This is a genomic window from Pseudomonas nunensis (assembly GCF_024296925.1).
GTDB classification, from domain to species: domain Bacteria; phylum Pseudomonadota; class Gammaproteobacteria; order Pseudomonadales; family Pseudomonadaceae; genus Aquipseudomonas; species Aquipseudomonas nunensis.
This window is the reverse complement of the sequence record NZ_CP101125.1, coordinates 6,596,671-6,623,304: the sequence shown is the minus strand read 5'-3', so window position 1 is coordinate 6,623,304 and position 26,634 is coordinate 6,596,671. Positions and strand designations below refer to the sequence as shown.

Here is a 26,634-nt window from a genome sequence, read left to right as displayed (position 1 = left end):
CCACGCTTTATTGCGGCAAGCTGAATTACAGGTTGTTGCATGTGCACGTCGGTTTAACAATGGGGAATTGCACGCACGGCAGTACGTCATAGGATTTACCTCTGATAATTAGAAAGTGTCTGTAAGTGTTTATGACAGGAAAAGAAAAAAGCCACACCGGTTAAGGAAATGGCTTTAGATGAATTAGCGGGAGGACAACAACAAACTACAAACCTTGAGAAGGAAGGCAAAAGGTTTGTGAGAGCACTTCAGTGGGAGGGCTACACTGAAATAGTCGCAGTGTTGTTATCAACTCCACATAAGAGAATAATAACACTAATTAATCGTATTTGTCAATATGCGTCCAAACTAAATTAGACAGTTACATCAACTTTCTCAATTGTCATACCCTTGGTATTTCTCTTGCCTGCCTGATTAAGTGGTCGAGGCGATTTAACATGTTTGTATGATCGTTCCATCGTATGCGCTAACTCGCCATCTGGTTTGTTTTCGTATGCCTGTACATCAACCGCTTCAGGTATGACATTGGAAATGGTGTGTTCCCACTCATCATCTTGAATCCGATAACCAAGTGTCATATTACCTTTGCGGACAACACCAGTGTAAACCCATGGTGTATCTGAATTAGCTAAATACAACTTACGTCCCGGTTGCACAGTTATCGAATACCCTGCTTGTTTGAGCAATGCGGTAAGTTGTACTGGGTCATTGAAAGCAAGACGATCATGCTCTACTGTTGCTTCATAACCAATAAAGGTAGATGTAGATTTAGAATCCACACCATCGTCTGCTTTACGTGCCAGTATTTCTAACTCACTGTCGATTGATGTACGGCGTTCATTCAGTAAATCATACTCAGCTTCTAACTCTGGTGAATCCGACTTTGCTTTTGCTAACAACTTTGCCAGTCTTTTGATTGAAGCTGTCACTTCGTCACGCTCAGTGGTAAGGGTAAGCTTACGCTTTGCATTGTCGGTTAGTTGTATAACCTTTAACGCTCTATCAATCCATGCTGGTGCAGTTGACAGATACATAAAGTGAATGACTTGGTAAGGGATTGTTTCCTTGTTTACACATCCAGCATCTTTTAGACGATGATGGGTAATACACCGCATATTATGTGGCCTGCTATCTTTCCTGTGTAGTATGTAGTTGGCACCGCACGTTCCACACTTAATCATTCCGACTAAGAAGTTTTTGGATGTATAACTTTGACGAGTGGTTTTCATTTCCTTTTGCCGCTGTTGTGCAAGCATGAATACTTCGGGTGTTACAACTGGCGTGTAAACATTAGGAATGTCATTCCAATAACCAATCGCTGATTTACTCTTGAGCCACATATCAACAGTTGGGCCAGAGCAAGTGGCAAACTCAGCCACACCAGATGCGCGCAGCCGATTAGCAATGGTATGTTTACCGACACCACTAATGTACAGGTCAAAAACTTCTTTGATGTGGTGTACAAGATGTTGTTTCAGTTCACCATCTGTCGTTAACCATGCAACAGCTAACCGCTTTACACCTTCACCGTTTCTTGCTTTTGTTCTGCGACTTTCATAACTAGCTGTCACTCGTTCGCTCAGTGTCTTGGAGTAACCATGTGCGGCCTGAATCTTGGCAACCAGCAAGTAAATTTGAGGACCATTCAAACTTTCTTCATCAAACCTATTACCATCATCCAAAGTAATGATTGCAACACCAGCTTTTAACACTGGTTTGATGATATCAATCATATCAAGCGGTGGTAATCTGCCTGTACGGTCCATTGCTTCGACCAAAACAACGTCACCAGATTGGATGTGACCAGCTTCTACAGCTATCAGAAGTTTTGCCCAACCGCCGCCAAGCTTGATGTGGTCACCGTGGTAACCAGACTTACCAATGTCAGCAAACGACAGGTCAGATGGTATGTAATCAGGGTTGGCAATCACCCACCGGTCTACCGCTTGTTTCTGGCGTTCATGACTTGAGCCACGCGCCTGCTTACCTGTGGAGAAGCGAATGTAACTGATTGCCTTGGGCATGAGGTGTCACCAGCGTTTCGGTGGAAAGCTGGAAGTGTATCATTCAGAGTTGCTGGGGGAAGGTGTAGATCACCTCACCGAGCACAATGCCCCAGAAGCCGTAGATATTGTCCGAGAGCAACCCACGCAACATGCCTTGGTTGCCGAACAGGTAAACCAGCGCGATGCCCGGCAGCATCGACGGCGCCATCAGTGGCAACAGTGACATGCCGCGCCAGATCCCTTTGCCGGGAATCAACGTGCGTTGCAGGGCGTAGGCAAACAGGTAGGCCAGCGGTACGACAATGGCCGCAACACTGAGGGAAACTTTCAGGCTGTTGCCAAGCAACCAGTGGAAATTCTCGCTGGTCACCAATTCACGGGCGGCGATCAGACCACCGCCCTGCCCGGCTTCGGAGCTGAACCCGCGCCAGAAGATCGCCAGTAACGGCATCAACACTGCGATGCCGAGCAACACCAGCAACAGCACTTTGCCGCCGACCACGAACACCCGGTCGCCGATCTCGGCACGGGAAGTCTGCCGAACCTGCTTGTGCGGTATCGGCAGCGCGAGGTTCGCGCTCATCAGGCGAACACCTGCAGGCTGCGTGGCGGCAAGGCGACCATGATCTGCTGCGCGCCGAGGCGTGGCATGGCTTCAGGCGCCAGCTCCGCGAGCAAGGCATGGCCCGGCAGTTGATCGAGTTCGAAGCTCATGCGGCAGCGGTTGCCGAGGAAGGTGATCTCGCGAACCTTGGCCGGAAACAGGTTTTCTTCATGCACCGGCGGGTTGACGTTGATCGCCTCTGGGCGGCAGAACAAACGGCCGGACGCGGTTTTCGCACTGCCGTCGGCCAGGCGCATGTTCATCCCGCCGACCTGGGCGTGGCTGTCGCTGCTGCGACGGAACGGCAACCAGTTGCCCTGGCCGACAAACTCCGCCACAAACGGCGTGGCCGGGCGATCGTAGATTTCCTGCGGCGTGGCGTATTGCTCGACCTTGCCGTTGTTCATCACGGCGATGCGGTCAGCCATCAGCATCGCTTCGTCCTGATTGTGCGTGACCATCAACGTGGTGATGCCGAGGTTGCGCTGCAATTGGCGCAGCTCGGTGCACAAGTGCTCGCGAACCCGGGCGTCGAGGGCCGACATCGGTTCATCCAGCAACAACAACGATGGCGCCGGGGCCAGAGCGCGGGCCAGGGCGACACGTTGCTGCTGACCACCGGACAGTTGGCCGGGGTACTTTTTCTCACTGCCGATCAGGCCGACCAGTTCCAGCATCTCACCGACTCGCTTGCGCACTTCGTCGCGTCCGCTGCCGGCGAGGCCGTAGGCAATGTTCGCTTCGACGGTCAGATTGGGGAACAGCGCGTAGGACTGGAACAGGATTCCGTAGTCCCGGGCTTGCGGCGCCAAGTGGGAAACGTCGCGCTCGCCGAGGTACAACTCGCCGCTGTCCTGTTTCTCCAGACCGGCGATGCAGCGCAGCAAGGTGGTTTTGCCACAGCCCGACGGGCCGAGCAGACACACCAGCTCACCGGCCGCGACGTCGAGGGAGACGTTATCCAGCGCGGTGAAAGCGCCGAAGCGTTTCTGCACGCCACGCACCTTCATGGGCGCGCCGGGGTTGGTCAGGGCAGTTGCGATCGAGTGGTTCATGGACAGACCTCATCAAGCAGATGAGGGCCATCCTAGGTTTGTAATGCGTCGGTCATGTGGCAGTGAGGCAAAAACGGTTGATAGTGGTATTTGGGGATTTTGGTTGGGGGAAATCCACAGTCTTATTCAGGATAAAAATGTGGCGAGGGGGCTTGCCCCTGCTGGGTCGCGAAGCGACCCCCAAACCTGCGAGGGTGTTTTTTCAGGCATACCGCATTCAATGGATTTACGACTGCTGCGCAGCCGAACGGGGGCAAGCCCCCTCGCCACAGGAATCTAGGCCGGGGCCATTTCCTGCGCCAACCCCAGAAACGCAGCCGGCAACCGCGCGCCTTTGCGTTCCTTCAGGCAATACAGGTATTCCGGAATCTGCGGCGCATTCTCGATGGTCAGCACCCGCAACTGCGGATCATGGGGCACTTCCTGCCGGGCAATGATGCTGATCCCGATATTGCGCAGCACCGCTTCGCGAATCGACTCACGGCTGCCAATCTCCAGCAACGGCCCGAAACTCACGCCCGCACTGGCCAGCAATTCCTCAGTCAGCCGCCGCGTGGTCGAGCCCGATTCGCGCATCAACAACGTATGCCCGGCCAACGCGCTCAGCGGCACATGGTCGTGCACCGCCAACGGATGATTGCGATGCACCGCCAGCACCAGCGGATCGCTGCCGAGCACCCGGCGGATCAGCCGCGCATCGTCGAGCAATTGCGAGGACGCGGCGACATCGACCCGGTAATCCTCCAACGCTTCGAGCACTTGCTGGGAGTTGCCGATTTCCACCGACACTTCCACCTGCGGCAGACGCTCGCGGAAGGTCTTCACCAGGTCGAGGATGTAATACGGCGCCGTAGCGGCGATGCGCAACGTGCCTTGGACCTGGCCGCTGTTGCGCAGGAAAAACTCGATGTCGGCTTCCTGCTGCAACAGCGTCTTGACCATCGGCAACAACCGCGCACCTTCGTCGCTGACGCTGAGACGGCGGCCGCCACGGTAGAACAGTTCAACCGAGTACTGGCTTTCCAGGTTGCGAATCTGCGTCGTCACGGTGGGCTGGCTCAGGCCGAGTTTCTTCGCCGCCAGGGTAATGCTGCCCAGGCGGGCCACCATGTAAAACGCCTTCAGCTCGGCACTCAGCACACCCGTTCCTCATCGCTTATTTGCGCAACAGGCGCAAACCGTTGAACACCACCAACAGGCTCACGCCCATGTCGGCGAACACCGCCATCCACATGGTGGCGATCCCGGCGAAGGTTACCCCAAGAAAGATCACCTTGATGACCAAAGCGAGGGCGATGTTCTGCTTGAGGATGCTCGACGTCTGGCGCGACAAGCGAATGAAGGTCGGAATCTTGCGCAGATCGTCGTCCATCAGGGCGACATCGGCGGTCTCGATGGCGGTATCGGTGCCGGCAGCCGCCATGGCAAAACCGATCTCCGCCCGCGCCAGTGCCGGGGCGTCGTTGATGCCGTCGCCGACCATGCCGACGTTGTGGCCCTGTGCATAAAGCGCTTCGATGGCTTGCAGTTTGTCGGTCGGCAACAGGTCGCCCTTGGCCTCGTCGATGCCGACTTGTGCGGCAATTGCCTGGGCGGTGTGGACGTTGTCGCCGGTGAGCATCAGGGTTTTGATGCCCAGGTCATGCAGCTGCTGGATCGCTTCGCGGCTGGATTCTTTGACCGTGTCGGCCACGGCGAATAATGCCAGCGGACCGGACTTGTCGAGCAGCAGCACTACGGATTTGCCCTGTTTCTCCAGCGCGAACAGCTTCTCTTCCAACTCGGGCGAGCACAGGTTCAGCTCTTCAACCAGGCGATGGTTGCCCAAGTGGTAGACCTGGCCGTTGATCTCGCCGCGCACACCGCGACCGGCCAGGGCTTCGAAGTTATCCACAACCAGCGGCGCAAAGTGTTTATCCACAGCCGCGTTGGCGATGGCCAGCGACACCGGGTGATCGGAGCGGCCGGCCAGTGCCGCTGCAATCGCGGGCGCTGTGGCATCGGCGGTCGGGTCAAGGGACAGATAATCGGTTTGTACCGGTTTGCCGTGGGTGATGGTGCCGGTCTTGTCGAGGGCCAGGTAATCGAGCTTGTAACCGCCCTCCAGATAAACGCCGCCCTTGACCAGAATCCCTTTGCGCGCCGCCGCCGCGAGGCCGCTGACGATGGTCACCGGGGTGGAAATCACCAAGGCACATGGGCAGGCGACCACCAGCAATACCAGCGCCCGGTAGATCCAGTCGAACCATACGGCGCCCATGAACAGCGGTGGAATCACGGCGATCGCCAAGGCCAGCACGAATACCGCCGGGGTATAGATTTTCGAGAACTGGTCCACGAAGCGCTGGGTCGGTGCCCGCGCCCCTTGGGCCTGTTCCACTGCATGGATAATCCGCGCCAAAGTCGAGTTATTGGCCGCAGCAGTCACGCTGTATTCCAGCGAGCCCGCCTGGTTGATGGTGCCGGCGAAGACTTTATCGCCCACGGTCTTCTCGATCGGCAGGCTTTCGCCGGTGATCGGCGCCTGATCGATGGTGGATGTACCGGACACGACTTCACCGTCGAGGCCGATCCGTTCGCCCGGCCGCACACGCACTCGGGCGCCCAATTCGATGCTTCTGACCTCCTGTTCGACCCAACTGCCGTCAGCCTGCTGCACCGTGGCCTGTTCCGGGGTCATCTGCATCAGCCCGCCGATGGCGTTGCGCGCGCGGTCGAGGGACTTGGCTTCGATCAACTCGGCCACGGTGAACAGGAACATCACCATCGCCGCTTCCGGCCACTGCCCGATCAGGATCGCGCCCGTCACCGCGATGCTCATCAGCGCGTTGATGTTCAGGTTGAGGTTCTTGAGGGCGATCCAGCCTTTCTTGTAGGTAGTCAGGCCACCGCTGAGGATCGAAATCAGCGCGATGATTGCCACCACCCAGGTCGGCGCGGCGTTGGTGAAATGGATCACTTCGGCGGCGAGCGCCCCCACGCCGGACAGCGCCAAGGGCCACCAGTGTTTTTTCTCGGCGACGGGTGCAGGGGCTTCAACGCCCTGCTCCAAAGGCTCGGCCACCATGCCCAGCGACTTGATCGCCTCGATGATCGGCGCCGTGCTCGGCAGGTCGTGGGTCACGCCCAACACGCGGTTGATCAGGTTGAATTCCAGCTGCTGCACACCCGTCAGCTTGCCCAGTTTGTTCTGGATCAGCGTCTGCTCGGTCGGGCAGTCCATCGCGTCGATGCGGAAACTGCTCAGCTGCGCACCGTCGGTCGGCTTGTCGCTCAACTTGATCAGCGACGGCGCCGCCACTTTCGAAGCACAGCAGGAATCCCCATGACCGCCGTGGTCATGCTTCTTCTGCACAGGCTGCAGCTTGTGGCTGTGATCAGCATGATCGTGATCGTGCCCGTCTTCGGGTTTGTGGGTGTGAAGGGAATCGCTCATCGGGTTGCGTCCATAAAGGTGCCTGTTGCCAAGTAAAGACCCTGTAGCCACTATAGGGTCAAGCAACCTTTTGGAGATTGTCGCGATGAAGATCGGAGAACTGGCCAAACTGACCGACTGCGCCGTGGAAACCATCCGCTATTACGAGCGCGAAAGCCTGCTGCCAGAGCCGGCCCGCAGCGATGGCAACTACCGCGTCTACACCCAGGCCCATGCCGAGCGCCTGACGTTTATCCGCAACTGCCGCACCCTCGACATGACCCTCGAGGAAATCCGCAGTTTGCTGACCCTGCGCGACAGCCCGCAGGACCAGTGCCAAAGCGTCAACGCGCTGATCGACGAACACATCCACCACGTCAAGGCACGGATCGATGGTTTGCTGGCCTTGCAGACACAACTGCTCGACCTGCGCCAACGCTGCGGCGAAGGGCCGGATATCGATCAATGCGGGATTTTGCAGCGGTTGGAAGTGAGTGGCGGGGTTGTGGCGACGGAGGTGGAGCATTCCCATGTAGGCCGCAGCCACGGCCATTAAAACCACCCAATAACCAATGTGGGAGCGGGCTTGCTCGCGAATACGGTGTGTCAGGCAACATTTCTATCGACTGACACACCGCTTTCGCGAGCAAGCCCGCTCCCACATTTTGTTCTGTGTTGAGGCTTAAACCGCCATCGGCGCGGTCATCGGCGCATGGTGCTGATAACCCTCAAGCGAAAAATCGCTCGGTTCGATCAACTCCAGCCATTCCGGCTGATAAACACCGGTCTTGGCAAACTCCGGCACACGCTCACTGATCACCAGTTTCGGCATCGGGAACGGCTCGCGGGTGAGCTGTTCATTCAGCATGTCCAAATGGTTTTCGTAAACGTGCGCATCGCCGATGAAATAGGTGAACCAGCGCGGCGTGTAGCCGGTCAGGCGCCCGATCAGGCTCAGCAGCGCCGCGCCTTCGGTGAGGTTGAACGGCGTGCCCAGGCCCAAATCGTTGGAGCGGATGTAGAGGGTCAGGGAGATTTCCTTCGTCTCGACATTCGGGTGGAACTGGTACAGCAGATGGCACGGCGGCAGGGCCATTTCATCGAGTTGCGCGACGTTCCAGCCGTGGAACAGGATGCGGCGGCTGCCCGGGTCCTTGATGATGGTGTCGACGCACTGGCGGATCTGGTCGATCGCCTTGTACAGCACCACGTAGGCCTGGCCGTCTTCTTCGCCTTCAGCGATCTGGCGATAGCCTTGGCTCAAAGTCTGCTCGATGGCGGCTTTGTTGCTGACCGGGATCTGCTTGTACGCCGGCCATTTGCGCCATTGCACGCCGTAGATTTCGCCGAGGTCGTCTTCGCCCTGACGGAACGGGTTGGCCAGCCACTGCGCGTTTTCGTTGGCGTTCTGGTCCCAGACCTTGCAGCCCAGGGCACGGAATTCGGCGGCGTTGTTCACGCCCCGCAGGAAACCGCACATCTCGCCGATGGCGGATTTGAAGGCCATCTTGCGCGTAGTGATCGCCGGGAAACCTTCCTTCAGGTCGTAACGCAGCATCGCGCCAGGGAAGCTGATGGTGTTGACGCCAGTGCGGTTGGCTTGCTTGGTGCCGTTCTTGATGACGTGGGCCACCAGATCGAGATATTGCTTCATGAGTTACCTGTGTCCTTGAACCCGGGAGCCGTCGCCCCCGGGATTCGAATTTATACCGCCGCCGCTGGCGCCGCCGGAGCGCGATGATACGCCAGCCAGATCAGGAACAGACCGGCGAGCACCATCGGTACGCACAGCACCTGACCCATGGTCAGCCAGCCCCAGGCCAGATAGCCCAGTTGCGCGTCCGGTACGCGGACGAATTCGACGATGAAACGGAAGATGCCGTAGAACAGCGTGAACATGCCGGACACTGCCATGGTTGGCCGCGGCTTGCGCGAGAACAGCCACAAGATCAGGAACAGCGCGACGCCCTCAAGCGCAAACTGATACAGCTGCGACGGGTGACGCGGCAACTGCGACGGATCGCTGAACGGCGGGAAGATCATCGCCCACGGCACGTCGGTCGGCTTGCCCCACAATTCGGCGTTGATGAAGTTACCGATACGCCCGGCACCCAAGCCGATCGGCACCATCGGTGCGACGAAGTCCATCAACTGGAAAAACGACTTGTTGTTCTTTTTACCGAACCACAACGCCGCCAGCATCACACCGATAAACCCGCCGTGGAACGACATGCCGCCCTTCCACACTTCGAAAATCAGCGTCGGGTTGGCCAGGTACGCACTCAGATCGTAGAACAACACGTAGCCCAGGCGGCCGCCGACAATGACCCCCATCGACATCCAGAAGACCATGTCGGAGAGTTTCTCCTTGGTCCAGGTCGGGTCGAAGCGGTTCAGCCGACGGGACGCCAGCAGCCAGGCGCCGCCGATGCCGATCAGGTACATCAGACCGTACCAGTGGATTTTCAGCGGACCGATGGCCAGGGCCACCGGGTCGATCTGCGGGTAAGGCAGCATTGCGACTCCTCGTTAGAGTTGAAACCTTCAAAATTCCCGGGGGACGCTGCCACCTCAGGATTAAGCCAGGATTGCGGTTGCGTCAGAGCAGGAAATTCAGCCCCACGCAGAACAGCAAAGCGGCGAACAGTCTTTTGAGCAAGCGCGGCGACAAGTTGTGCGCCAGTCGCGCACCGAAGCGAGCGAAGAACATGCTGGTCAGGGCAATCCCCAGCAACGCCGGCAAATAAACAAAACCGAGACTATGGGCCGGCAACAACGGATCGTGCCAGCCCAGAATCATGAAAAATAATGCACTGGACACGGCAATCGGCAAGCCGCAGGCCGATGAAGTCGCCACCGCTTGCTGCATCGGCACACTGCGCCAGGTCAGGAACGGCACGGTCAACGAACCACCGCCGATCCCGAAAATCGCCGAAGCCCAGCCAATCACACTGCCGGCCACGGTCAGACCGACTTTGCCCGGCACCGTTCGGCTGGCCTTGGGTTTGAAGTCCAATGCGAGCTGAACCGCGACGATCAGCGCGAATACGCCGATGATCTTCTGCAAATGCGGGCCGGAGATCGCCTCGGCGGTCAGCGCGCCGAAACCGGCACCGATCAGAATACCGAGGGTCATCCAGGCAAAAATCGGCCAACGCACGGCGCCACGGCGGTGATGCTCGCGGATCGCATTCACCGAGGTAAAAATGATTGTTGCCAGGGACGTACCGACGGCCAGGTGCGTGAGGATCGACGGATCGAAGCCCTGCAGCTTGAAACTGAACACCAGCACCGGGACGATGATAATCCCGCCACCGACCCCGAACAGCCCGGCCAGCACACCTGCACAGGCGCCCAGCGCCAGATAGAGCAGAAATTCCATGGCCGTTGTTCCACACGTCGCGAAAATAGGAGCGGCATGGTAACGGATGCATGGCCTCCAGCTCTACTGGATGGCGATGGATGCGCGGGCAATGTCTGCGTAGAGTGAGCAAAAAACACACAAGGACCACCTTATGTGCCTGATTATTTTCGCTTGGCGACCGGGGCATGCCCAGCCGCTGATCGTGGCGGCCAACCGCGACGAATTCTATGCTCGGCCTACCCAGCCCCTGGCGCAGTGGCCGCATGCGCCCCATGTGCATGCCGGTCGGGACCTGGAAGCGGGCGGCACCTGGCTCGGCGTCGGCGCAAACGGGCGCTTCGCTGCCCTGACCAATATCCGCGATCCACATCAGCCACCGTCGCCTCGATCACGCGGTGAACTGGTGGCAGGCTTTTTGAGCGGCGAGAGGTCAATTGATGACTATTTAGCCGACGTTGTCAGCCGTTCACGGGAATATGCCGGGTTTAACCTGCTGGTCGGTAATTCCAATGAGCTGTGGCACTTCAACGCCCGGGACAGCGAAGCGGTGATGCTGGCGCCTGGGGTCTATGGGTTGTCGAACGCTGGGCTGGATACGCCGTGGCCGAAAGTACTCAAAGCCAAGGCTGCGTTGAGTGAACTGCTGGACGACCCGCAGCCCGAGGCGTTGCTGGCGATTTTGCGTGATTCACAGACGGCGCCGCTGACGGAGCTGCCGGATACCGGGGTTGGATTGGCTACCGAGACGTTGTTGTCGAGTGTGTTTATTGCCAGCCCGACTTATGGGACGCGGGCGAGTACCGCATTGATTGTCCGGGCGGACGGGACGCGGCATATGGTCGAAAGGAGTTTCGGGCCGTATGGCGGGCATCTAGGGGAAGTGGAGATCAGGATTTAAAGGCCAGGATGTAAATTGTGGCGAGGGAGCTTGCTCCCGTCCGGCTGCGGAGCAGTCGTAAACCGGTCAATGCGAACTTTCTGAAAGAACGCATTGGCCGGATTGGGAGCGCTTCGCACTCCAGCGGGAGCAAGCTCCCTCGCCACAGGGCCAGCAGCGTTTAGAGTGTCTTGGCCGAAGCCGGATTAACCATCCGCGCCAACCCAAGGTTCTTCAGCGCCAATTGCAGCGAACTGTGGATAACTTGCGGGTTGTCGATGGTCATCAGCTCCGCCAGCAATTCCTTGGCCATGCTCAAGTTGACCTGACGCAACATCCACTTCACCTTCGGCAAGTTGGTGGCGTTCATCGACAGGCTGTCGAAGCCCATCGCCATCAACAGCACTGCCGCTGCCGGGTCGCCGGCCATTTCGCCGCAGATACTCACTGGCTTGCCTTCGGCATGCGCATCACGCACCACGTTCTGCAAGGCTTGCAGCACCGCCGGGTGCAGGTAGTCGTAGAGATCGGCCACTCGCGGGTTGTTGCGGTCCACGGCCAACAGATACTGGGTCAGGTCGTTGGAGCCGACCGACAGGAAGTCCACTTGCCGCGCCAGTTCCTTGGTCTGATAAACAGCCGCCGGAATCTCGATCATCACGCCAATCGGCGGCATCGGCACGTCGGTGCCTTCGTCGCGGACTTCGCCCCAGGCCCGGTGAATCAGGTGCAGGGCCTCTTCGAGTTCGTGAGTGCCGGAGATCATCGGCAGCAGGATCCGCAGGTTGTTCAAGCCTTCGCTGGCCTTGAGCATCGCGCGAGTCTGGACCAGGAAGATTTCCGGGTGGTCGAGGGTGACGCGAATACCGCGCCAGCCGAGAAACGGGTTGTCTTCCTTGATCGGGAAGTACGACAGCGATTTGTCACCGCCGATGTCCAGGCTGCGCATGGTCACCGGTTGCGGATGGAACGCAGCGAGCTGCTCGCGATAGATCGCCAACTGCTCTTTTTCACTCGGGAAGCGCTGGTTGATCATGAACGGCACTTCGGTGCGGTACAGACCAACGCCCTCGGCGCCACGCTTCTGCGCCCGCGCCACGTCCGCCAGCAAGCCGGTGTTGACCCACAGCGGCATGCGGTGACCATCGAGGGTCACGCACGGCAAGTCGCGCAGGGAGTCGAGACCGAGCGCCAGTTGTTTCTCTTCTTCCACCACTTCGGCGAACTGCTTGCGCAGCACGTCGCTGGGGTTGGTGTAGACCTCGCCGCGATTACCATCGACGATCAATTCGATGCCGTCGACCTTGGCATACGGCAGATCAACCAGGCCCATCACCGTCGGGATGCCCATCGCCCGAGCGAGAATCGCGACGTGGGAGTTGCCTGAACCGAGGACCGAAACCAGACCGACCAGCGTGCCTTCCGGCACCTCGCCGAGCATCGCCGGCGTCAGTTCTTCGCTGACCAGAATGGTTTTTTCCGGGTAGACCAGGTTCTGCTGGCGCTCTTCCTGCAGGTAGGCGAGCAAACGGCGGCCAAGGTCCTTGACGTCCGAGGCGCGCTCACGCAGGTAAGCATCGTCCATCAACTCGAAGCGATTGACGTGATCGGTCACCACTTGGCGCAACGCGCCCTGGGCCCACTGGCCGGTCTTGATCACGGTGGTGACTTCGCTGCCCAGCGCTGCATCGTCGAGCATCATCAGGTAGACGTCGAACAGCGCGCGCTCTTCCGGGCGCAGCTGGGTCGCCAGTTTGGCCGACAGCGCGCGCATGTCGGCGCGCACGCCTTCGATGGCGGTCTTGAACAACGCCAGTTCAGCGTCGATGTCGGTGATGGTCTTGTCCGGCACCACGTCCAGGTCGGCGGGCGGCAACATGACCACGGCCGTACCGACTGCCGCACCCGGCGAACCCGGTACGCCGACGAACTTGGCTTCCTGGATGCCTTTGCCCTGACGGCCCAGGCCACGGATCGAACCGGTGGCCTCGGCGTGGGCGATAACGCCGGCCAGTTGCGCGCTCATGGTCACGAGGAAGGCTTCTTCACCTTCATCGAACTGGCGGCGTTCTTTTTGCTGAATGACCAACACGCCGACGACGCGACGGTGGTGAATGATCGGCGCCCCGAGGAATGAGGCGTAGCGTTCTTCACCGGTCTCGGCGAAGTAACGATAGCGCGGGTGATCCGCGGCGTTTTCGAGGTTCAGGGGTTCTTCACGCGTGCCGACCAGGCCAACCAGACCTTCGTTGGGTGCCATGCTGACTTTGCCGATCGAGCGCTTGTTCAAGCCCTCGGTGGCCATCAGCACGAAGCGGTTGGTTTCCGGGTCAAGCAGGTAGACCGAGCAGACCTGGCTGCCCATGGCCTCTTTGACGCGCAACACAATAATCCCCAACGCCGCCTTGAGATCCTTGGCGGAGTTAACTTCCTGGACGATCTTGCGCAGCGTATTGAGCATGGCTCGGGGTCGAACTCCGTCGTCAGTCGCGCGTTAAAAGGCGCGGGGCAAGCTCTTTGAGAGCGCGTCGATACACCTCGCGCTTGAATGTCACCACCTGGCCCAACGGATACCAATAACTGACCCAGCGCCAGCCATCGAATTCCGGTTTACCGGTCAAATCCATCCGCACCCGCTGCTCGTTGGAGATCAGGCGCAGGAGAAACCATTTCTGTTTCTGGCCGATACACAGCGGTTGGCTGTGGGTACGGACCAGACGTTGCGGCAAACGATAGCGCAACCAGCCCCGGGTGCAGGCGAGAATTTCAACATCTTCGCGCTCCAGGCCGACTTCTTCGTTCAACTCGCGGTACAAGGCGTCTTCCGGCGTCTCCTGGGGGTTGATCCCTCCCTGTGGAAACTGCCAGGCATCTTGATTGATACGGCGAGCCCATAGCACCTGGCCGGCATCATTCGTGAGAATGATCCCGACATTGGGGCGGAAACCATCGGGGTCGATCACGGCAACAACCTCGCAAACGCATGTCGCCGCATTGTTCCACAAAGGTTGTGAAGGCAGCAACGAGCCGGCCCACCTTATGTGCACTCTTGTGAAAAGTACGTATTCTGGGGACCTTTCTACAGACTTTTCAGCGAGTAACTGCAATGCGGCTGGCTTTATTCGACTTGGACAACACGCTTTTGGGCGGCGACAGTGACCACGCTTGGGGCGATTACCTGTGCGAACGCGGCTTTCTCGACGCCGTGACCTACAAGGCACGCAACGATGAGTTCTATCAGGACTACCTGGCGGGCAAGCTGGATAACGCCGAATACCTGAACTTCTGCCTGGAAATTCTCGGCCGCACCGAGATGGCCACGCTGGATCAATGGCATCTGGACTACATGCGCGACTGCATCGAGCCGATCGTACTGCCCAAGGCCCTCGAACTGCTGGCCAAGCACCGCGAAGCCGGCGACAAACTGGTGATCATCACCGCCACCAACCGCTTCGTCACCGGACCGATTGCCCGGCGCCTGGGGGTTGAAACCCTGATTGCCACCGAATGCGAAATGGTCGACGGCCGCTACAGCGGGCGCAGCACCGACGTTCCGTGCTTCAAGGAAGGCAAGGTCACGCGGCTGAATCGTTGGCTGGAAGAGACCGGGTATTCGCTCGAAGACAGTTATTTCTATAGCGATTCGATGAATGATTTGCCGTTGCTGGAGCAGGTGGCGAATCCGGTGGCTGTGGACCCAGATCCAAATTTACGCGCCGAAGCCGAGAAGCGTGGCTGGCCGGTGATGACTCTGCGCGACTGAAACCCTTTGTAGCAGCTGCCGAGGCACGAGGCTGCGTCGGGCTGCGCAGCGGCCCCCGAGGGCGGTCCTGCGGACACGCAACGCAGCCTCGTACCTCGGCAGCTGCTACATATTGATTCGTGTCAAACCGGCTTGGCGCCCATCAACCCTGCAATCGCGATCAAGCAGACAAAACTGAACAACGCCAACGCAAAGGTAAATTTCCCTACGCCACCCGGCGCCGTGCGCAGCTTGTTAAGACGCACCAGCAACCAGAACCACGCCAGCGCCGCCACGGTGTACAGCACGCTCGACGCCAGAATCCACGTCTGCCCCAGCGGCCAGCCCACCAGATGCACCATCCACCAGCCGGTGAACGGCATGCTCAGCAACGCCAGGCCCATCAGCAACCAGACAAACACACACGGCCGTTGCAACGTACGGCTTCCCGCCGTCGCATCACCCTTGCGCCGCGCAAGTCCGACCCATATCGCCAGACCCAGGGCGCTGGCCAGCAGCAACACCGTTGCCACCACATGCGCCACTTTCAGGGCGGTTAACGTTTCCATGGTTCGATTTCCTTATGACGTGCCCATCAGCGTAGCCGCTCAGCCGAGAAACAGTTTGTAGGCCGGGTTGTCGCTTTCATCCCAGTACGGGTAGCCGATTTCTTCCAGTGCTGCGGGCACCAGATGACGTTCATCGTGAGGCACTTGCAGGCCGGCCACCACACGCCCGTCCGCAGCGCCGTGGTTACGGTAGTGGAACATCGAGATGTTCCAGCGCCCGCCCAGCTTATTAAGGAAGTTGAACAGCGCGCCCGGACGCTCCGGAAATTCGAAGCGCAAAATCACTTCGTCGACCACGTGCGCCGCGCGACCACCGACCATATGGCGGATGTGCAGCTTGGCCAATTCGTTGTCGGTCAAGTCGAGCACCGGGAAACCTTGCTCGCTGAGACTGGCGATCAGTGCACTGCGCGGGTCGTTGTCCGGGTGTGTCTGCACGCCAACGAAGATGTGCGCTTCGCTGCCGGTGTTGTAGCGGTAGTTGAATTCGGTGATCTGGCGTTTGCCGATGGCTTCGCAGAACGCTTTGAAGCTGCCCGGTTTCTCCGGGATGGTCACGGCAATGATGGCTTCGCGACCTTCACCCAGTTCGGCGCGTTCGGCGACATGGCGCAGGCGATCGAAGTTGACGTTGGCGCCGGAGTCGATGGCCACGAAGGTGTGACCGGTGACGCCATTCAGGTCGACGTACTTTTTGATCCCGGCCACGCCCAGAGCGCCGGCAGGCTCGGTGATCGAGCGGGTATCGTCGTAGATATCCTTGATTGCCGCGCAGATTTCATCGGTGCTGACGGTGATCACTTCATCGACGTAGTCTTTGCAGATATCGAAGGTGTGCTGGCCGATCTGCGCTACTGCCACGCCGTCGGCGAAGATACCCACGGTCGGCAGAATCACGCGCTCGCCGGCGGCCATCGCGGCTTGCAGGCAGTTTGAATCGTCCGGCTCGACGCCGATGATCTTGATTTCCGGGCGCAGGTATTTCACGTACGCCGCGATGCCGGCGATCAAACCGCCGCCGCCCACCGGGACGAAAATCGCATCGAGACGGCCAGGGTGTTGGCGCAGAATCTCCATGGCCACCGTGCCCTGCCCGGCAATGGTGTGGGGATCGTCATACGGGTGGATGTAGACGTAGCCTTTTTCGTCGACCAGTTTCAGCGAGTAAGCCAGGGCTTCCGGGAACGAATCGCCGTGCAGCACCACTTTGCCGCCACGCGAGCGCACGCCTTCGACTTTGATTTCGGGGGTGGTCTTGGGCATGACGATGGTCGCTTTCACGCCCAACACCTTGGCCGCCAGGGCCAGGCCTTGCGCATGGTTGCCCGCCGAGGCGGTGACCACGCCGCGCGCACGTTCTTCATCGCTCAGCTGGGTCAGCTTGTTGTAAGCGCCGCGAATCTTGAACGAGAACACCGGCTGCAAGTCTTCGCGCTTGAGCCAAATATTGTTGCCCAGCCGCTCGGAGAGCTGGCGAGCAGTCTGCAATGGGGTTTCTACGGCAACGTCATAAACGCGCGAGGTGAGGATCTTTTTCACGTACTGTTCGAGCATCGGAAAGCATCACTGAGCGGGTTGGGCAGGGCCAAGGAGTCTAACCCGGCTTTCGGGCGGGCGACCACACTAAACAGGTGGTTTTAGACACCATTGAACCCTTGTGGCGAGGGAGCTTGCTCCCGCTGGAGCGCGAAGCGGTCCCCTGCATTCTTTCAGACATACCGCGCAGGCAGGTTTTGCGACTGCTTCGCAGCCGAACGGGGGCGAGCCCCCTCGCCACAGGAGTGTTTCCCCCTTCCCCGCCCCGAAGCCTATAATGCCGGCCTTTCCGTTCTCCCCTTGCCCGCTTCGGAGCCCGCATGACCCAGGATCAACTCAAACAGGCAGTGGCCCAGGCCGCCGTCGACTTCATCCTTCCGAAACTCGACGACAAGAGCGTCGTCGGTGTCGGCACCGGCTCCACTGCCAACTGCTTCATCGATGCACTGGCCAAGCACAAGGGTGCGTTCGATGGCGCCGTCGCCAGTTCCGAAGCCACCGCCGCGCGCCTCAAGGGCCACGGGATTCCGGTGTATGAGCTGAATACCGTCAGCGACCTGGAGTTTTACGTCGATGGCGCCGATGAAAGCGACGCGCACCTGAACCTGATCAAGGGCGGCGGCGCAGCCCTGACCCGCGAGAAGATCGTCGCGGCCGTGGCCAAGACTTTCATCTGCATCGCCGATGGCAGCAAATTGGTGCCGGTGCTCGGCGCGTTCCCGTTGCCAGTGGAAGTGATCCCGATGGCCCGCAGCCACGTGGCCCGCGAGCTGGTGAAACTGGGCGGCGACCCGGTTTACCGTGAAGGCGTACTGACCGACAACGGCAACATCATCCTCGACGTGTTCAACATGCAGATCACCAACCCGGTGGAGCTGGAGACTCAGATCAATGCGATCGTCGGCGTGGTCACCAACGGCTTGTTCGCGGCGCGTCCGGCGGATTTGCTGTTGTTGGGCACCAGCGAAGGCGTCAAAACCCTGCGCGCCGAGTAACCCGCCACGCAGATAAACCTGTGGGAGCGGGCTTGCTCGCGAAAGCGGTGTGTCATTCAACGATGATGTTGACTGATCCACCGCCTTCGCGAGCAAGCCCGCTCCCACAGTTATTTTGGGGTGTTGGTCAGGGTTGTGCTGGTTTTTTGAAGGTGTAGAACAGGTTCGGTTCGCTCACCAGGTACAACGTACCGTCGTCATCCATCGCAATCCCTTCCGCCTGCGGCACAGTCTTTTGCAGGCCCTGGCGCCCCTTGTTCAGGGACATCGTGCTCAGCGGTCGCCCATCCACATCCAGTTCCATGATCAGCCGTGACTCGTCGGACAGCGCCATCAAGTGGCCGCTGCGCTCGTCGTATTGCAGGCTCGACAGGTCCCGCACAAACATCCCGGCATCGCGCTTGGGGTTGTTGACGACGTGTACGGCGTAGGATTTTTCCGGGTTGTAATGAGGGAAGCCCTGCACTTCGTAGATCAGCATCGGGTCGCGCTCCTTGGCGACGAACAGGCGCTTGCCCACCGAGTCGTACGCCAGGCCTTCGAAACCCTTGTTGCCGCTCATGTGCACACCGAGGGTCATTTGCTCAGCGTCGGCGGCGTCGAGAAATGTGGTGTCTTTCTCCAGATGAATCTTGATCAAGCGCTGCTGGCTTTCATCGGTGACCACGTAGGTGTCGGCGCTGATGAACTCCACCGCTTCCGGGTCGCCGAAGCCGATCAGAGAGATCCGCCGCAAGATCTTGCCATCCAGGGACAACTCGATCAGTTCGGCATTTTTGTTGGTCACCGTGAACAGGCTTTTGCGCACCGGATCGTAGGTCAGCGCCGAGACGTCATCGTCCAGGCCGTCGATCACTTGCGCCTCGATCACCACCCGATAATGGTCCAGGCCAATGGAATGCTCACCTGCCGGCTGCCATAACGTGTGCAGATTGAACCAGGCGCGCTCGAACAAGCGCAGGTACTGGCCGAGCGCGACGAGCACGATCAACGCAATCACCGACAGGATCAAAATCAGGGGTTTGGGACGGGCAAGTCGACGCATTCAGGCAAGCTCGAAAACAGGGCGGGCGGATGAAATACCACGGCCATCTGAATTCAAGCTTAATGGCCAGTGGCCTTCGACCACAACTGTGGGAGCGAGCCTGCTCGCGATGGCGACCTCAAGGACGCCTTCGCCGGCAAGCAGTGCTCCTACAGGTGTGTTTCACGTAGCGATCGGTTATTTCTGTTTTTCGAAGCGATAAAACAGATTCGGCTCGCTGACCATGTACAACGTGCCCGCTTCGTCCATGGTCACGCCTTCAGCGCGGGGAATGGTTTTCTTCAGGCCGTTGAAACCGCCCAGCAGGGTCATGAAGCTGACTTGCTCGCCCTTCTCGTCCAGCTCCAGCAACAGGTGCGAGTCGGCGGACAACACCAGGGTGTGGCCGGTGCGCGGGTCGATGGCCAGGGCCGACAGGTTGCGGATGTCCAGTTCGTTACTGGCGAGTTTCTGCTTGTCACCCTTGAGGGTCTGACTGCCATCGCTTTTCCAGCTGAACAGCGCTGGCGGGCGCTCTTCACCCAGCAACAGTTGCTGGTTGCGCGGGTCCCAGACGATGGCTTCGAACGCTTTGTTCTGGTCTTTCGACGGACCCAGGTCGTATTTCGGGAAGTCTTCGCGGCGTAGTTCGCGAGTGGACGCATCGACCTTGATGATCGACAGCATGTGCTCGCGCTCATCGGTGATGGCGATCAAGCCATTGCCCATGGTCGTCACGCCTTCCGGATTGGTCCAGCCCACCAGCGGCATTTTGCGCAACACTTCGCCCTGCAGGGTCAGTTCAACCAGGAACGGGTTTTTGCCCATTACCGAGAACAGGGTTTTGGTCTGCGGGTCGTAGGACAGGTCCGACGCCTCGTCCTTTTCCATGCCCGGCAGCAGCTTGGCATCGATCACCGCCCGGTAATCCGGGAGCCAGACACTCTGCTGACGCTCGGCAGGAGTTTCCAGACGCTCGCGCAACCAAAGCACGCCGCGGTCATCCCAATGCATGGCAAACGCCAGGCCATAACCCGCCGCAATCACCAGCAACAGCCAGTAATACCAGCGCATCAGGAATCGTGGACGACGAGGGGTTTGCAGAGTCGGGAGCGGTTGCGTGGCCATCAGGGGATGCGTTCCAGAAATTCAGGCTAAGGGTAATAGCACAAACGAGCCGGCTCAGACGCCAGGAACCGCGGAATTATCCAGACAGAATGTGAAAAAAACGGGAAATGGCGGGAAAGCCCTTTTCAGGACATCCCAAAAACCAATGTGGGAGCGGGCTTGAACTGGTCAAGTAATTCTGGACACCCGTTACGGTTTTTTCACGCCGCCATTTTCTCCATGGCGACCGGTGACCGGTAATCGTTGTAGCTATGAAGCCTGACGTTGTTGTAGCGCATCACGTAGCGCTGCAAATCAGCTCGGGCTTCATACTCCGAGCGGTAACCGGCTTCAGGCACCCACTCTGATTTCAGACTTCCAAAGAAACGCTCCATCGGGGCGTTATCCCAGCATTCGCCTTTACGACTCATGCTTTGCCGCAGCCCATTCGCCAGCAACTCATTCCTGAACTTATGGCTGGTGTACTGGCAGCCTTGATCGGAGTGAAACAGCACGTCTTTGGGTTTTCCTCGCAGCTCAACCGCCATCCGTAGGGCCTCGCAGGTCAGCTCCGCATCCGAGATCATCGAAAACGCCCAGCCCACGAGACGGCGGGCGAACAGATCCAGAACCGCTGCAAAATACATCCACCGCGTGCCGACCCTGATGTACGTCACGTCCGCGCACCACACTTGGTTGATCGCCGTGACATCAAACTCGCGCTTGAGCACGTGCGGCGCCACCAAGGCTTCAACACCCGATGACTTGTATTTGTGACGCCGGCGCTGACGACTGACCACGCCGGCTTCTCGCATCAAGCTGCGAGCCAAGTGCCGCCCGACGCGATGCCCCTTGGCTTTCAGCTCCCTGGAGAGGGTGCGCGCCCCCGCGGACGCTCTGGATTCCTTGTGATGCTCGACCAGCATGGCTTTGAGTTTCTCCCGCTCAGGGTTCACCTTGCCTTGGCGCTGACGCCAGGCATAAAAACTGCTGCGGCTGACTTCAAACACCCGGCAGCAGTCGTTAACGCCGTATCGCTCGCCCAGCTCATTGATCAGTGAGAATGATCTTTGGCGTCCAACAGCAGGAGAGCACTGGCCTTTTTTAGGATTTCGATATCCCGGTCTTTTTGCCTGAGCAAGGCTTTAAGTTCCTGGATTTCTCGCTGGTCAGCGGTGATCGCTTTGGCTCCCACCGGCGTCGAACCCTGGCGTTCTTTACGCACCTGGTCGACCCAGCGACGCAAGGCCGTAGGGCCAATATCTAAACTGGCACAGACCTCGGGAACCGATATCCCCTCGTCCAGCACCATGCCGACAGCCTTGAGTTTGAATTCAGTTGAATAAGAAGTACGCATACCAAACACCTCAGATTTGGGCGCCATCATAACGCCCGATTGAAGTGTCCAAAATCATTAGGCCTGATCAGCTTGCTCGCGAATGCGGTGGATCAGTCAACATCATCGTTGAATGACACACCGTATTCGCGAGCAAGCCCGCTCCCACAGGAGGGTTATGCGTGAATCAGCGAACGCTGCTGGTGAAGCTTGCTGGCGCCCGGCAATTCCAGCACGATCTCATCACCGACATTCAGCGGACCAACGCCCACCGGTGTGCCGGTCAGGATCACATCACCGGCCTGCAGCGAGAAGCAGCCGGCCATGTACTGGATCATCGGCACGATCGGGTTGAGCATGTCCTTGCTGTTGCCATCCTGGCGGACTTCGCCGTTGATGGTCAGGCGGATGCCGATGTCGGTCAGGTCGGCAAAAGTGCTGCCTACCACGAACGGTGCAATCACTGCCGCGCCATCAAACGACTTGGCGATTTCCCAAGGCAGGCCCTTGGCTTTCAGCTCGGACTGCTTGTCCCGCAGGGTCAGGTCCAGGGCCGGGGCGAAACCGGAGATCGCATCCAGCACTTCTTCGCGGCTCGGTTTGGTCGACAGCGGCTTGCCGATCAACACGGCGATTTCAGCTTCGTAGTGCACGCCGCCGCGCTCGGTCGGAATGGCAAAACCGCCTTCCAGCGGCACCACGCAACTGCCCGGTTTGATGAACAACAACGGCTCGGTAGGGACCGGGTTATCCAGTTCCTTGGCGTGCTCGGCATAGTTACGGCCGATGCACACCACTTTCCCGAGCGGGAAGTGAATACGCGTACCGTCGACATACTGGTGCTGATAGCTCATTACCGACTCCTGCCTGGTGAATTCGTGAAGTTCGCGGCTCACACCGCGAAGATTTTGCCCGGGTTCATGATGCCATTCGGGTCGAACACTGCCTTGACGGCTTTCATGTACTCGATCTCAACCGGCGAGCGGCTGTAGGTCAAGTAGTCACGCTTGGTCATGCCCACGCCGTGTTCGGCGGAAATCGAACCGTTGTACTTCTCGACGGTTTCGAACACCCATTTGTTCACCGTAGCGCACTTGGCAAAGAACTCATCCTTGCTCAGGTTTTCCGGCTTGAGGATGTTCAAGTGCAGGTTGCCGTCGCCGATGTGGCCGAACCAGACGATTTCGAAGTCCGGGTAGTGTTCGCCGACGATCGCGTCGATTTCCTTCAGGAACGCCGGGACTTTCGATACGGTGACCGAAATGTCGTTCTTGTACGGCGTCCAGTGGGAGATGGTTTCGGAGATGTACTCGCGCAGCTTCCACAGATTCTGCAGCTGGGTTTCGCTCTGGCTCATCACACCGTCCAGCACCCAGCCCTGCTCAACGCAGTGCTCGAAAGTTTCCAGGGCGTGGTTGGCCACTTCTTCAGTGGTCGCTTCGAATTCCAGCAGAGCGTAGAACGGGCAATCGGTTTCGAACGGCGCCGGTACATCGCCGCGGCCCATGACTTTGGCCAGGGCTTTGTCGGAGAAAAATTCGAACGCGGTCAAGTCGAGTTTGCTTTGGAACGCGTGCAATACCGGCATGATCGAGTCGAAATCGGTGGTACCGAGGACCATGGCGGTGAGGTTTTTCGGCGCACGGTCGAGGCGCATGGTGGCTTCGACGACAAAACCGAGGGTGCCTTCAGCGCCGATGAACAGCTGACGCAGGTCGTAGCCGGTGGCGTTCTTGATCAGGTCGCGGTTCAGTTCCATCACATCGCCCTTGCCGGTGACGACTTTCATGCCGGCCACCCAGTTGCGGGTCATGCCGTAGCGAATCACCTTGATCCCGCCGGCATTGGTGCCGATATTGCCGCCAATCTGGCTCGAACCGGCGGAAGCGAAGTCCACCGGGTAGTACAGGCCTTTCTCTTCAGCGACGTTCTGCAAATGCTCGGTGACCACGCCTGGCTGACAAACAGCGGTGCGATCGGTGAGGTTCACATCGAGAATCTGGTTCATGTAGTCGAACGACACGACCACTTCGCCATTCGCGGCCACCGCAGCGGCGGACAGCCCGGTACGACCGCCGGACGGCACCAGCGCAACCTTGTGCGCGTTGGCCCAGCGCACGATGGCCTGGACTTGCTCGGTGGTCTTGGGAAACACGATGGCCGTAGGGGCCGGGGCGAAATGCTTGGTCCAATCCTTACCGTAAGCATTCAGGGAGTCGGCATCGGTCAGGACCTTGCCAGGCTCAACCAGGGTCTTCAGCTCTTCAATCAGGGCAGGATTGGTCATCGACAGAACTCTCGAACAATTCATGGTCATCCTGAGAACGCTTCACGTCGCAGGAATGAGTGTTTAGCGGGGTGCGTATGCTAGCATACCGACCCCGCAGAGTAGTGCCCAAAGGCTATTCTGCGGTGACGGCTTTCTTGCCGTCCGGGTCAGCGTCTGCTGGCTATTTCCTGCCATTTTTCTCCGGGATACAGGTTTACGCAGATGAGCAAGACTTCTCTCGATAAGAGCAAGATCAAGTTCCTTCTTCTCGAAGGCGTCCACCAATCGGCTGTCGACGTTCTCAAGTCGGCGGGCTACACCAGCATTGAGTACCTCACGGGTTCTCTGCCGGAAGCCCAGCTGAAGGAAAAGATCGCTGATGCGCACTTCATCGGCATTCGCTCCCGCACTCAACTGACCGAAGAGATCTTCGATCACGCGAAGAAGCTCGTGGCTGTAGGGTGTTTCTGCATCGGCACCAACCAGGTTGACCTGAACGCTGCCCGCGAACGCGGTATCGCGGTGTTCAACGCGCCGTACTCCAACACTCGCTCCGTGGCTGAGCTGGTGCTGGCCGAAGCGATCCTGTTGCTGCGCGGCATCCCTGAGAAGAACGCTTCCTGCCACCGTGGCGGCTGGATCAAGAGCGCGGCCAACTCCTTCGAAATCCGTGGCAAGAAGCTCGGCATCGTCGGTTACGGCTCGATCGGTACGCAGCTGTCGGTCCTGGCGGAAGGCCTGGGCATGCAGGTGTATTTCTACGACACCGTGACCAAGCTGCCATTGGGCAACGCGACTCAGGTCGGCAGCCTGACCGACCTGCTGGGCATGTCTGACATCGTCACCCTGCACGTTCCGGAAACCGCCGCCACCCAGTGGATGATCGGCGAGAAGGAAATCCGCGCCATCAAGAAGGGCGGCATTCTGATCAACGCCGCTCGCGGCACCGTGGTTGAGCTGCAAGCCCTGGCTGACGCGATCAAGGACAAGCACCTGATCGGCGCCGCAATCGACGTGTTCCCGGTGGAGCCACGCTCCAACGACGAAGAGTTCGAAAGCCCGCTGCGTGGCCTGGACAACGTGATCCTGACCCCGCACATCGGTGGTTCCACCGCTGAAGCGCAAGCCAACATCGGTCTGGAAGTGGCAGAAAAACTGGTCAAGTACAGCGACAACGGTACGTCCGTATCGTCGGTGAACTTCCCGGAAGTGGCCCTGCCGGCTCACCCTGGCAAGCACCGTCTGCTGCACATCCACGAGAACATCCCGGGTGTGATGAGCGAGATCAACAAGGTCTTCGCCGAAAACGGGATCAACATCTCCGGTCAGTTCCTGCAGACCAACGAGAAAGTCGGCTACGTGGTTATCGACGTCGATGCCGACTACTCGGAAATCGCCCAAGAGAAACTGCAGCACATCAACGGCACCATTCGTTGCCGCGTGCTGTTCTGATAGCGATTTGAGCGACAAAAAAAGGAGACCTTCGGGTCTCCTTTTTCATGGGCACTACACTGTCATTTAACGTTGACGGTGATCTTCTTCGAAACGATCGGTGGATCGAACGGCATGTGGCCGCTGTCACCCAGCTCCAGTTGCAAGGTGTGCTTGCCCGGGGTCAGTTTGATTTCGGCCTGGGTCTGCGCCTTGCCGAAGTGCATGTGGTTGGCGTCCAGCGGAATCGGCGCGCCGGCGGCGGGCAGTTTGTCGACATCAATCAGCAAGTGATGGTGACCCGTGTTCTTGGTGACATCACCGGCCGGTGCCAGCGAAACATCCTTGACGCCGAATTTGACGATGGAGGTTTGCTCGATGGTGGCGCCGTCTTCGGGAGATACGATAAACACTTCCGCACCTTTAGGCGCCGGAGTCGCGGCGCTGGCCAGCACCGACACACCCATCAACAGGCCAGCCAATGCTGCTCGTGGCATAAACGTTTTCATTCTCTTCTCCAGTTTTTCCGTAAAATCCGCGTGGCCGAGACAACTTAACGGCCATTCGTTGTCGAAGGACCTCGACAACCATAGCAAAGCGAGCCTGAACCAGAGCATCGCGATAATGAATTCAAAGGAGTGACCATGCGTTTTTTGCCTGGCCTGATCTGCCTGCTACCCCTTTTGAGCCCTTTGGCTCATGCCGAATTGATTGACGATGTATTTGACCGCGGCGAATTGCGTATTGCTCTTGAGGCTAATACACCGCCCTTCAATTTCAAGGACGACGGCAAACTGACCGGGTTCGAAGTCGAGCTGGGCCAACTGCTGGCCAACGAACTGGATGTGCGCGCCGACTTCGTCATCACCGACACCAGCGATCTGCTGCCAGGCGTTGAAACCGGCAAGTACGACGTGGCGATCAACCACATAGCAATGACCGCGGATCTGAAGGATCGTTTCGACTTCAGCGAGCCCTACAGCCACACCGACGCGCAATTGATCGTGCAGAAAGAAGAGCCGCAGTCGATGCTGTTGGTGCAGTCGCTCAAGGAAGCGGTGCCGAAGGAGAGTCAGCCGGTGACCCTGGCGATTCCGTTTCAGAAAGGCAACCCGGCGTTCCACGCCAGCCTCGACAACGCGTTGCAGCGGATCAAGGCGGATGGACGATTGGAGGCGTTGACGCAGAAGTGGTTTGGGGCGGATACGAGTGTGGAGCCCAAGCCCTGATTTCAGGCTGATGAATAACCCTGTAGGAGCTGTCGAGTGAAACGAGGCTGCGATCTTTTGATCTTGATCTTTTTA

The 26,634-nt window shown here is 58.7% G+C and carries 24 protein-coding genes and 1 pseudogene; 6 read left to right on the top strand and 19 right to left on the bottom strand.

Going from position 1 to position 26,634, the window contains the following annotated elements:
* Positions 1–353: 353 nt before the first annotated feature.
* From NK667_RS29205 to NK667_RS29185, 5 genes and pseudogenes are all read right to left on the bottom strand, one after another.
* On the bottom strand, positions 354–2,024 hold the full coding sequence (locus NK667_RS29205; protein WP_054616958.1) for a recombinase family protein: 1,671 nt from the start codon (positions 2,022–2,024) through the stop codon (positions 354–356).
* A gap of 46 nt (positions 2,025–2,070) precedes the next feature.
* Positions 2,071–2,589 (bottom strand): annotated as a pseudogene (locus NK667_RS29200) (putative 2-aminoethylphosphonate ABC transporter permease subunit); the annotation flags it as partial.
* Positions 2,589–3,665 (bottom strand): putative 2-aminoethylphosphonate ABC transporter ATP-binding protein, encoded by a 1,077-nt coding sequence (locus NK667_RS29195; RefSeq protein WP_054616960.1) that lies wholly within the window; start codon positions 3,663–3,665, stop codon positions 2,589–2,591. The pseudogene NK667_RS29200 and the gene NK667_RS29195, both read right to left, overlap by 1 nt.
* Positions 3,666–3,941: 276 nt before the next feature.
* Positions 3,942–4,805 (bottom strand): LysR family transcriptional regulator, encoded by an 864-nt coding sequence (locus NK667_RS29190; RefSeq protein ID WP_008026094.1) that lies wholly within the window; start codon positions 4,803–4,805, stop codon positions 3,942–3,944.
* Between the two features lie 16 nt (positions 4,806–4,821).
* Positions 4,822–7,101, bottom strand: a complete 2,280-nt coding sequence (locus NK667_RS29185; RefSeq protein ID WP_054616961.1) for a heavy metal translocating P-type ATPase — start codon at positions 7,099–7,101, stop codon at positions 4,822–4,824.
* Between the two features lie 85 nt (positions 7,102–7,186).
* Here NK667_RS29185 and cadR point away from each other — a divergent pair, with 85 nt between their 5' ends.
* The gene (gene cadR / locus NK667_RS29180; protein ID WP_054044502.1) at positions 7,187–7,636 is read left to right on the top strand and encodes a Cd(II)/Pb(II)-responsive transcriptional regulator; all 450 of its coding nucleotides are present in this window, start codon (positions 7,187–7,189) and stop codon (positions 7,634–7,636) included.
* A gap of 126 nt (positions 7,637–7,762) precedes the next feature.
* On the opposite strand, the gene NK667_RS29175 is transcribed toward cadR, so the two are convergent.
* The 3 genes from NK667_RS29175 to NK667_RS29165 form a co-directional block, all read right to left on the bottom strand.
* Positions 7,763–8,734, bottom strand: a complete 972-nt coding sequence (locus NK667_RS29175; protein ID WP_054616962.1) for a thymidylate synthase — start codon at positions 8,732–8,734, stop codon at positions 7,763–7,765.
* Between the two features lie 50 nt (positions 8,735–8,784).
* Positions 8,785–9,597, bottom strand: coding sequence for a prolipoprotein diacylglyceryl transferase (gene lgt / locus NK667_RS29170; protein ID WP_054044504.1), 813 nt, complete (start codon positions 9,595–9,597; stop codon positions 8,785–8,787).
* 82 nt (positions 9,598–9,679) lie between these two features.
* Entirely contained in the window at positions 9,680–10,462 is a 783-nt protein-coding gene (locus NK667_RS29165; protein WP_054044506.1) for a sulfite exporter TauE/SafE family protein, read from the bottom strand.
* Positions 10,463–10,595: 133 nt separating this feature from the next.
* Between NK667_RS29165 and NK667_RS29160 the strand changes: the two genes are divergently transcribed.
* A complete protein-coding gene (locus NK667_RS29160) occupies positions 10,596–11,342 on the top strand; it encodes an NRDE family protein (protein WP_054616963.1) in 747 nt (248 codons plus the stop codon).
* Positions 11,343–11,502: 160 nt separating this feature from the next.
* Here the strand turns inward: NK667_RS29160 and ptsP are convergent, their stop codons facing one another.
* On the bottom strand, positions 11,503–13,782 hold the full coding sequence (gene ptsP / locus NK667_RS29155) for a phosphoenolpyruvate--protein phosphotransferase (protein WP_054616964.1): 2,280 nt from the start codon (positions 13,780–13,782) through the stop codon (positions 11,503–11,505).
* Between the two features lie 22 nt (positions 13,783–13,804).
* On the bottom strand, positions 13,805–14,284 hold the full coding sequence (locus NK667_RS29150) for an RNA pyrophosphohydrolase (protein WP_007945562.1): 480 nt from the start codon (positions 14,282–14,284) through the stop codon (positions 13,805–13,807).
* Between the two features lie 143 nt (positions 14,285–14,427).
* Here NK667_RS29150 and NK667_RS29145 point away from each other — a divergent pair, with 143 nt between their 5' ends.
* Positions 14,428–15,084, top strand: a complete 657-nt coding sequence (locus NK667_RS29145; protein ID WP_054044512.1) for a histidinol-phosphatase — start codon at positions 14,428–14,430, stop codon at positions 15,082–15,084.
* Positions 15,085–15,206: 122 nt separating this feature from the next.
* Here the strand turns inward: NK667_RS29145 and NK667_RS29140 are convergent, their stop codons facing one another.
* On the bottom strand, positions 15,207–15,632 hold the full coding sequence (locus NK667_RS29140; RefSeq protein ID WP_054616965.1) for a DUF2269 family protein: 426 nt from the start codon (positions 15,630–15,632) through the stop codon (positions 15,207–15,209).
* 39 nt (positions 15,633–15,671) lie between these two features.
* Positions 15,672–17,186 carry a threonine ammonia-lyase, biosynthetic gene (gene ilvA, locus NK667_RS29135; protein WP_054616966.1) on the bottom strand — a complete coding sequence of 505 codons (1,515 nt, stop codon included), beginning with the start codon at positions 17,184–17,186 and terminating at the stop codon, positions 15,672–15,674.
* 302 nt (positions 17,187–17,488) lie between these two features.
* On the opposite strand from ilvA, the gene rpiA reads away from it, so the two are divergent.
* Positions 17,489–18,163: a ribose-5-phosphate isomerase RpiA gene (rpiA, locus tag NK667_RS29130; RefSeq protein ID WP_054044518.1), complete on the top strand. Its 675-nt coding sequence runs from the start codon at positions 17,489–17,491 to the stop codon at positions 18,161–18,163.
* Positions 18,164–18,290: 127 nt separating this feature from the next.
* Here the strand turns inward: rpiA and NK667_RS29120 are convergent, their stop codons facing one another.
* From NK667_RS29120 to NK667_RS29095, 6 genes are all read right to left on the bottom strand, one after another.
* Positions 18,291–19,208 carry an SdiA-regulated domain-containing protein gene (locus tag NK667_RS29120; RefSeq protein WP_054616967.1) on the bottom strand — a complete coding sequence of 306 codons (918 nt, stop codon included), beginning with the start codon at positions 19,206–19,208 and terminating at the stop codon, positions 18,291–18,293.
* A gap of 177 nt (positions 19,209–19,385) precedes the next feature.
* Positions 19,386–20,315: an SdiA-regulated domain-containing protein gene (locus NK667_RS29115; RefSeq protein ID WP_054616968.1), complete on the bottom strand. Its 930-nt coding sequence runs from the start codon at positions 20,313–20,315 to the stop codon at positions 19,386–19,388.
* 200 nt (positions 20,316–20,515) lie between these two features.
* The gene (locus tag NK667_RS29110) at positions 20,516–21,340 is read right to left on the bottom strand and encodes an IS3 family transposase (RefSeq protein WP_236708662.1); all 825 of its coding nucleotides are present in this window, start codon (positions 21,338–21,340) and stop codon (positions 20,516–20,518) included.
* Between the two features lie 8 nt (positions 21,341–21,348).
* Positions 21,349–21,651, bottom strand: coding sequence for a transposase (locus tag NK667_RS29105; protein ID WP_054055342.1), 303 nt, complete (start codon positions 21,649–21,651; stop codon positions 21,349–21,351).
* A 155-nt stretch (positions 21,652–21,806) separates the two neighbouring features.
* Positions 21,807–22,484: a fumarylacetoacetate hydrolase family protein gene (locus tag NK667_RS29100; protein WP_254744514.1), complete on the bottom strand. Its 678-nt coding sequence runs from the start codon at positions 22,482–22,484 to the stop codon at positions 21,807–21,809.
* A 38-nt stretch (positions 22,485–22,522) separates the two neighbouring features.
* Positions 22,523–23,917, bottom strand: a complete 1,395-nt coding sequence (locus NK667_RS29095) for an FAD-binding oxidoreductase (RefSeq protein WP_054616970.1) — start codon at positions 23,915–23,917, stop codon at positions 22,523–22,525.
* Between the two features lie 204 nt (positions 23,918–24,121).
* Here NK667_RS29095 and serA point away from each other — a divergent pair, with 204 nt between their 5' ends.
* A complete protein-coding gene (serA, locus tag NK667_RS29090; protein WP_054044528.1) occupies positions 24,122–25,351 on the top strand; it encodes a phosphoglycerate dehydrogenase in 1,230 nt (409 codons plus the stop codon).
* Positions 25,352–25,413: 62 nt separating this feature from the next.
* Here the strand turns inward: serA and NK667_RS29085 are convergent, their stop codons facing one another.
* A complete protein-coding gene (locus NK667_RS29085) occupies positions 25,414–25,839 on the bottom strand; it encodes a DUF4399 domain-containing protein (protein WP_054044530.1) in 426 nt (141 codons plus the stop codon).
* Between the two features lie 135 nt (positions 25,840–25,974).
* On the opposite strand from NK667_RS29085, the gene NK667_RS29080 reads away from it, so the two are divergent.
* Positions 25,975–26,559, top strand: coding sequence for a transporter substrate-binding domain-containing protein (locus NK667_RS29080; protein ID WP_054616971.1), 585 nt, complete (start codon positions 25,975–25,977; stop codon positions 26,557–26,559).
* Positions 26,560–26,634: the final 75 nt, after the last annotated feature.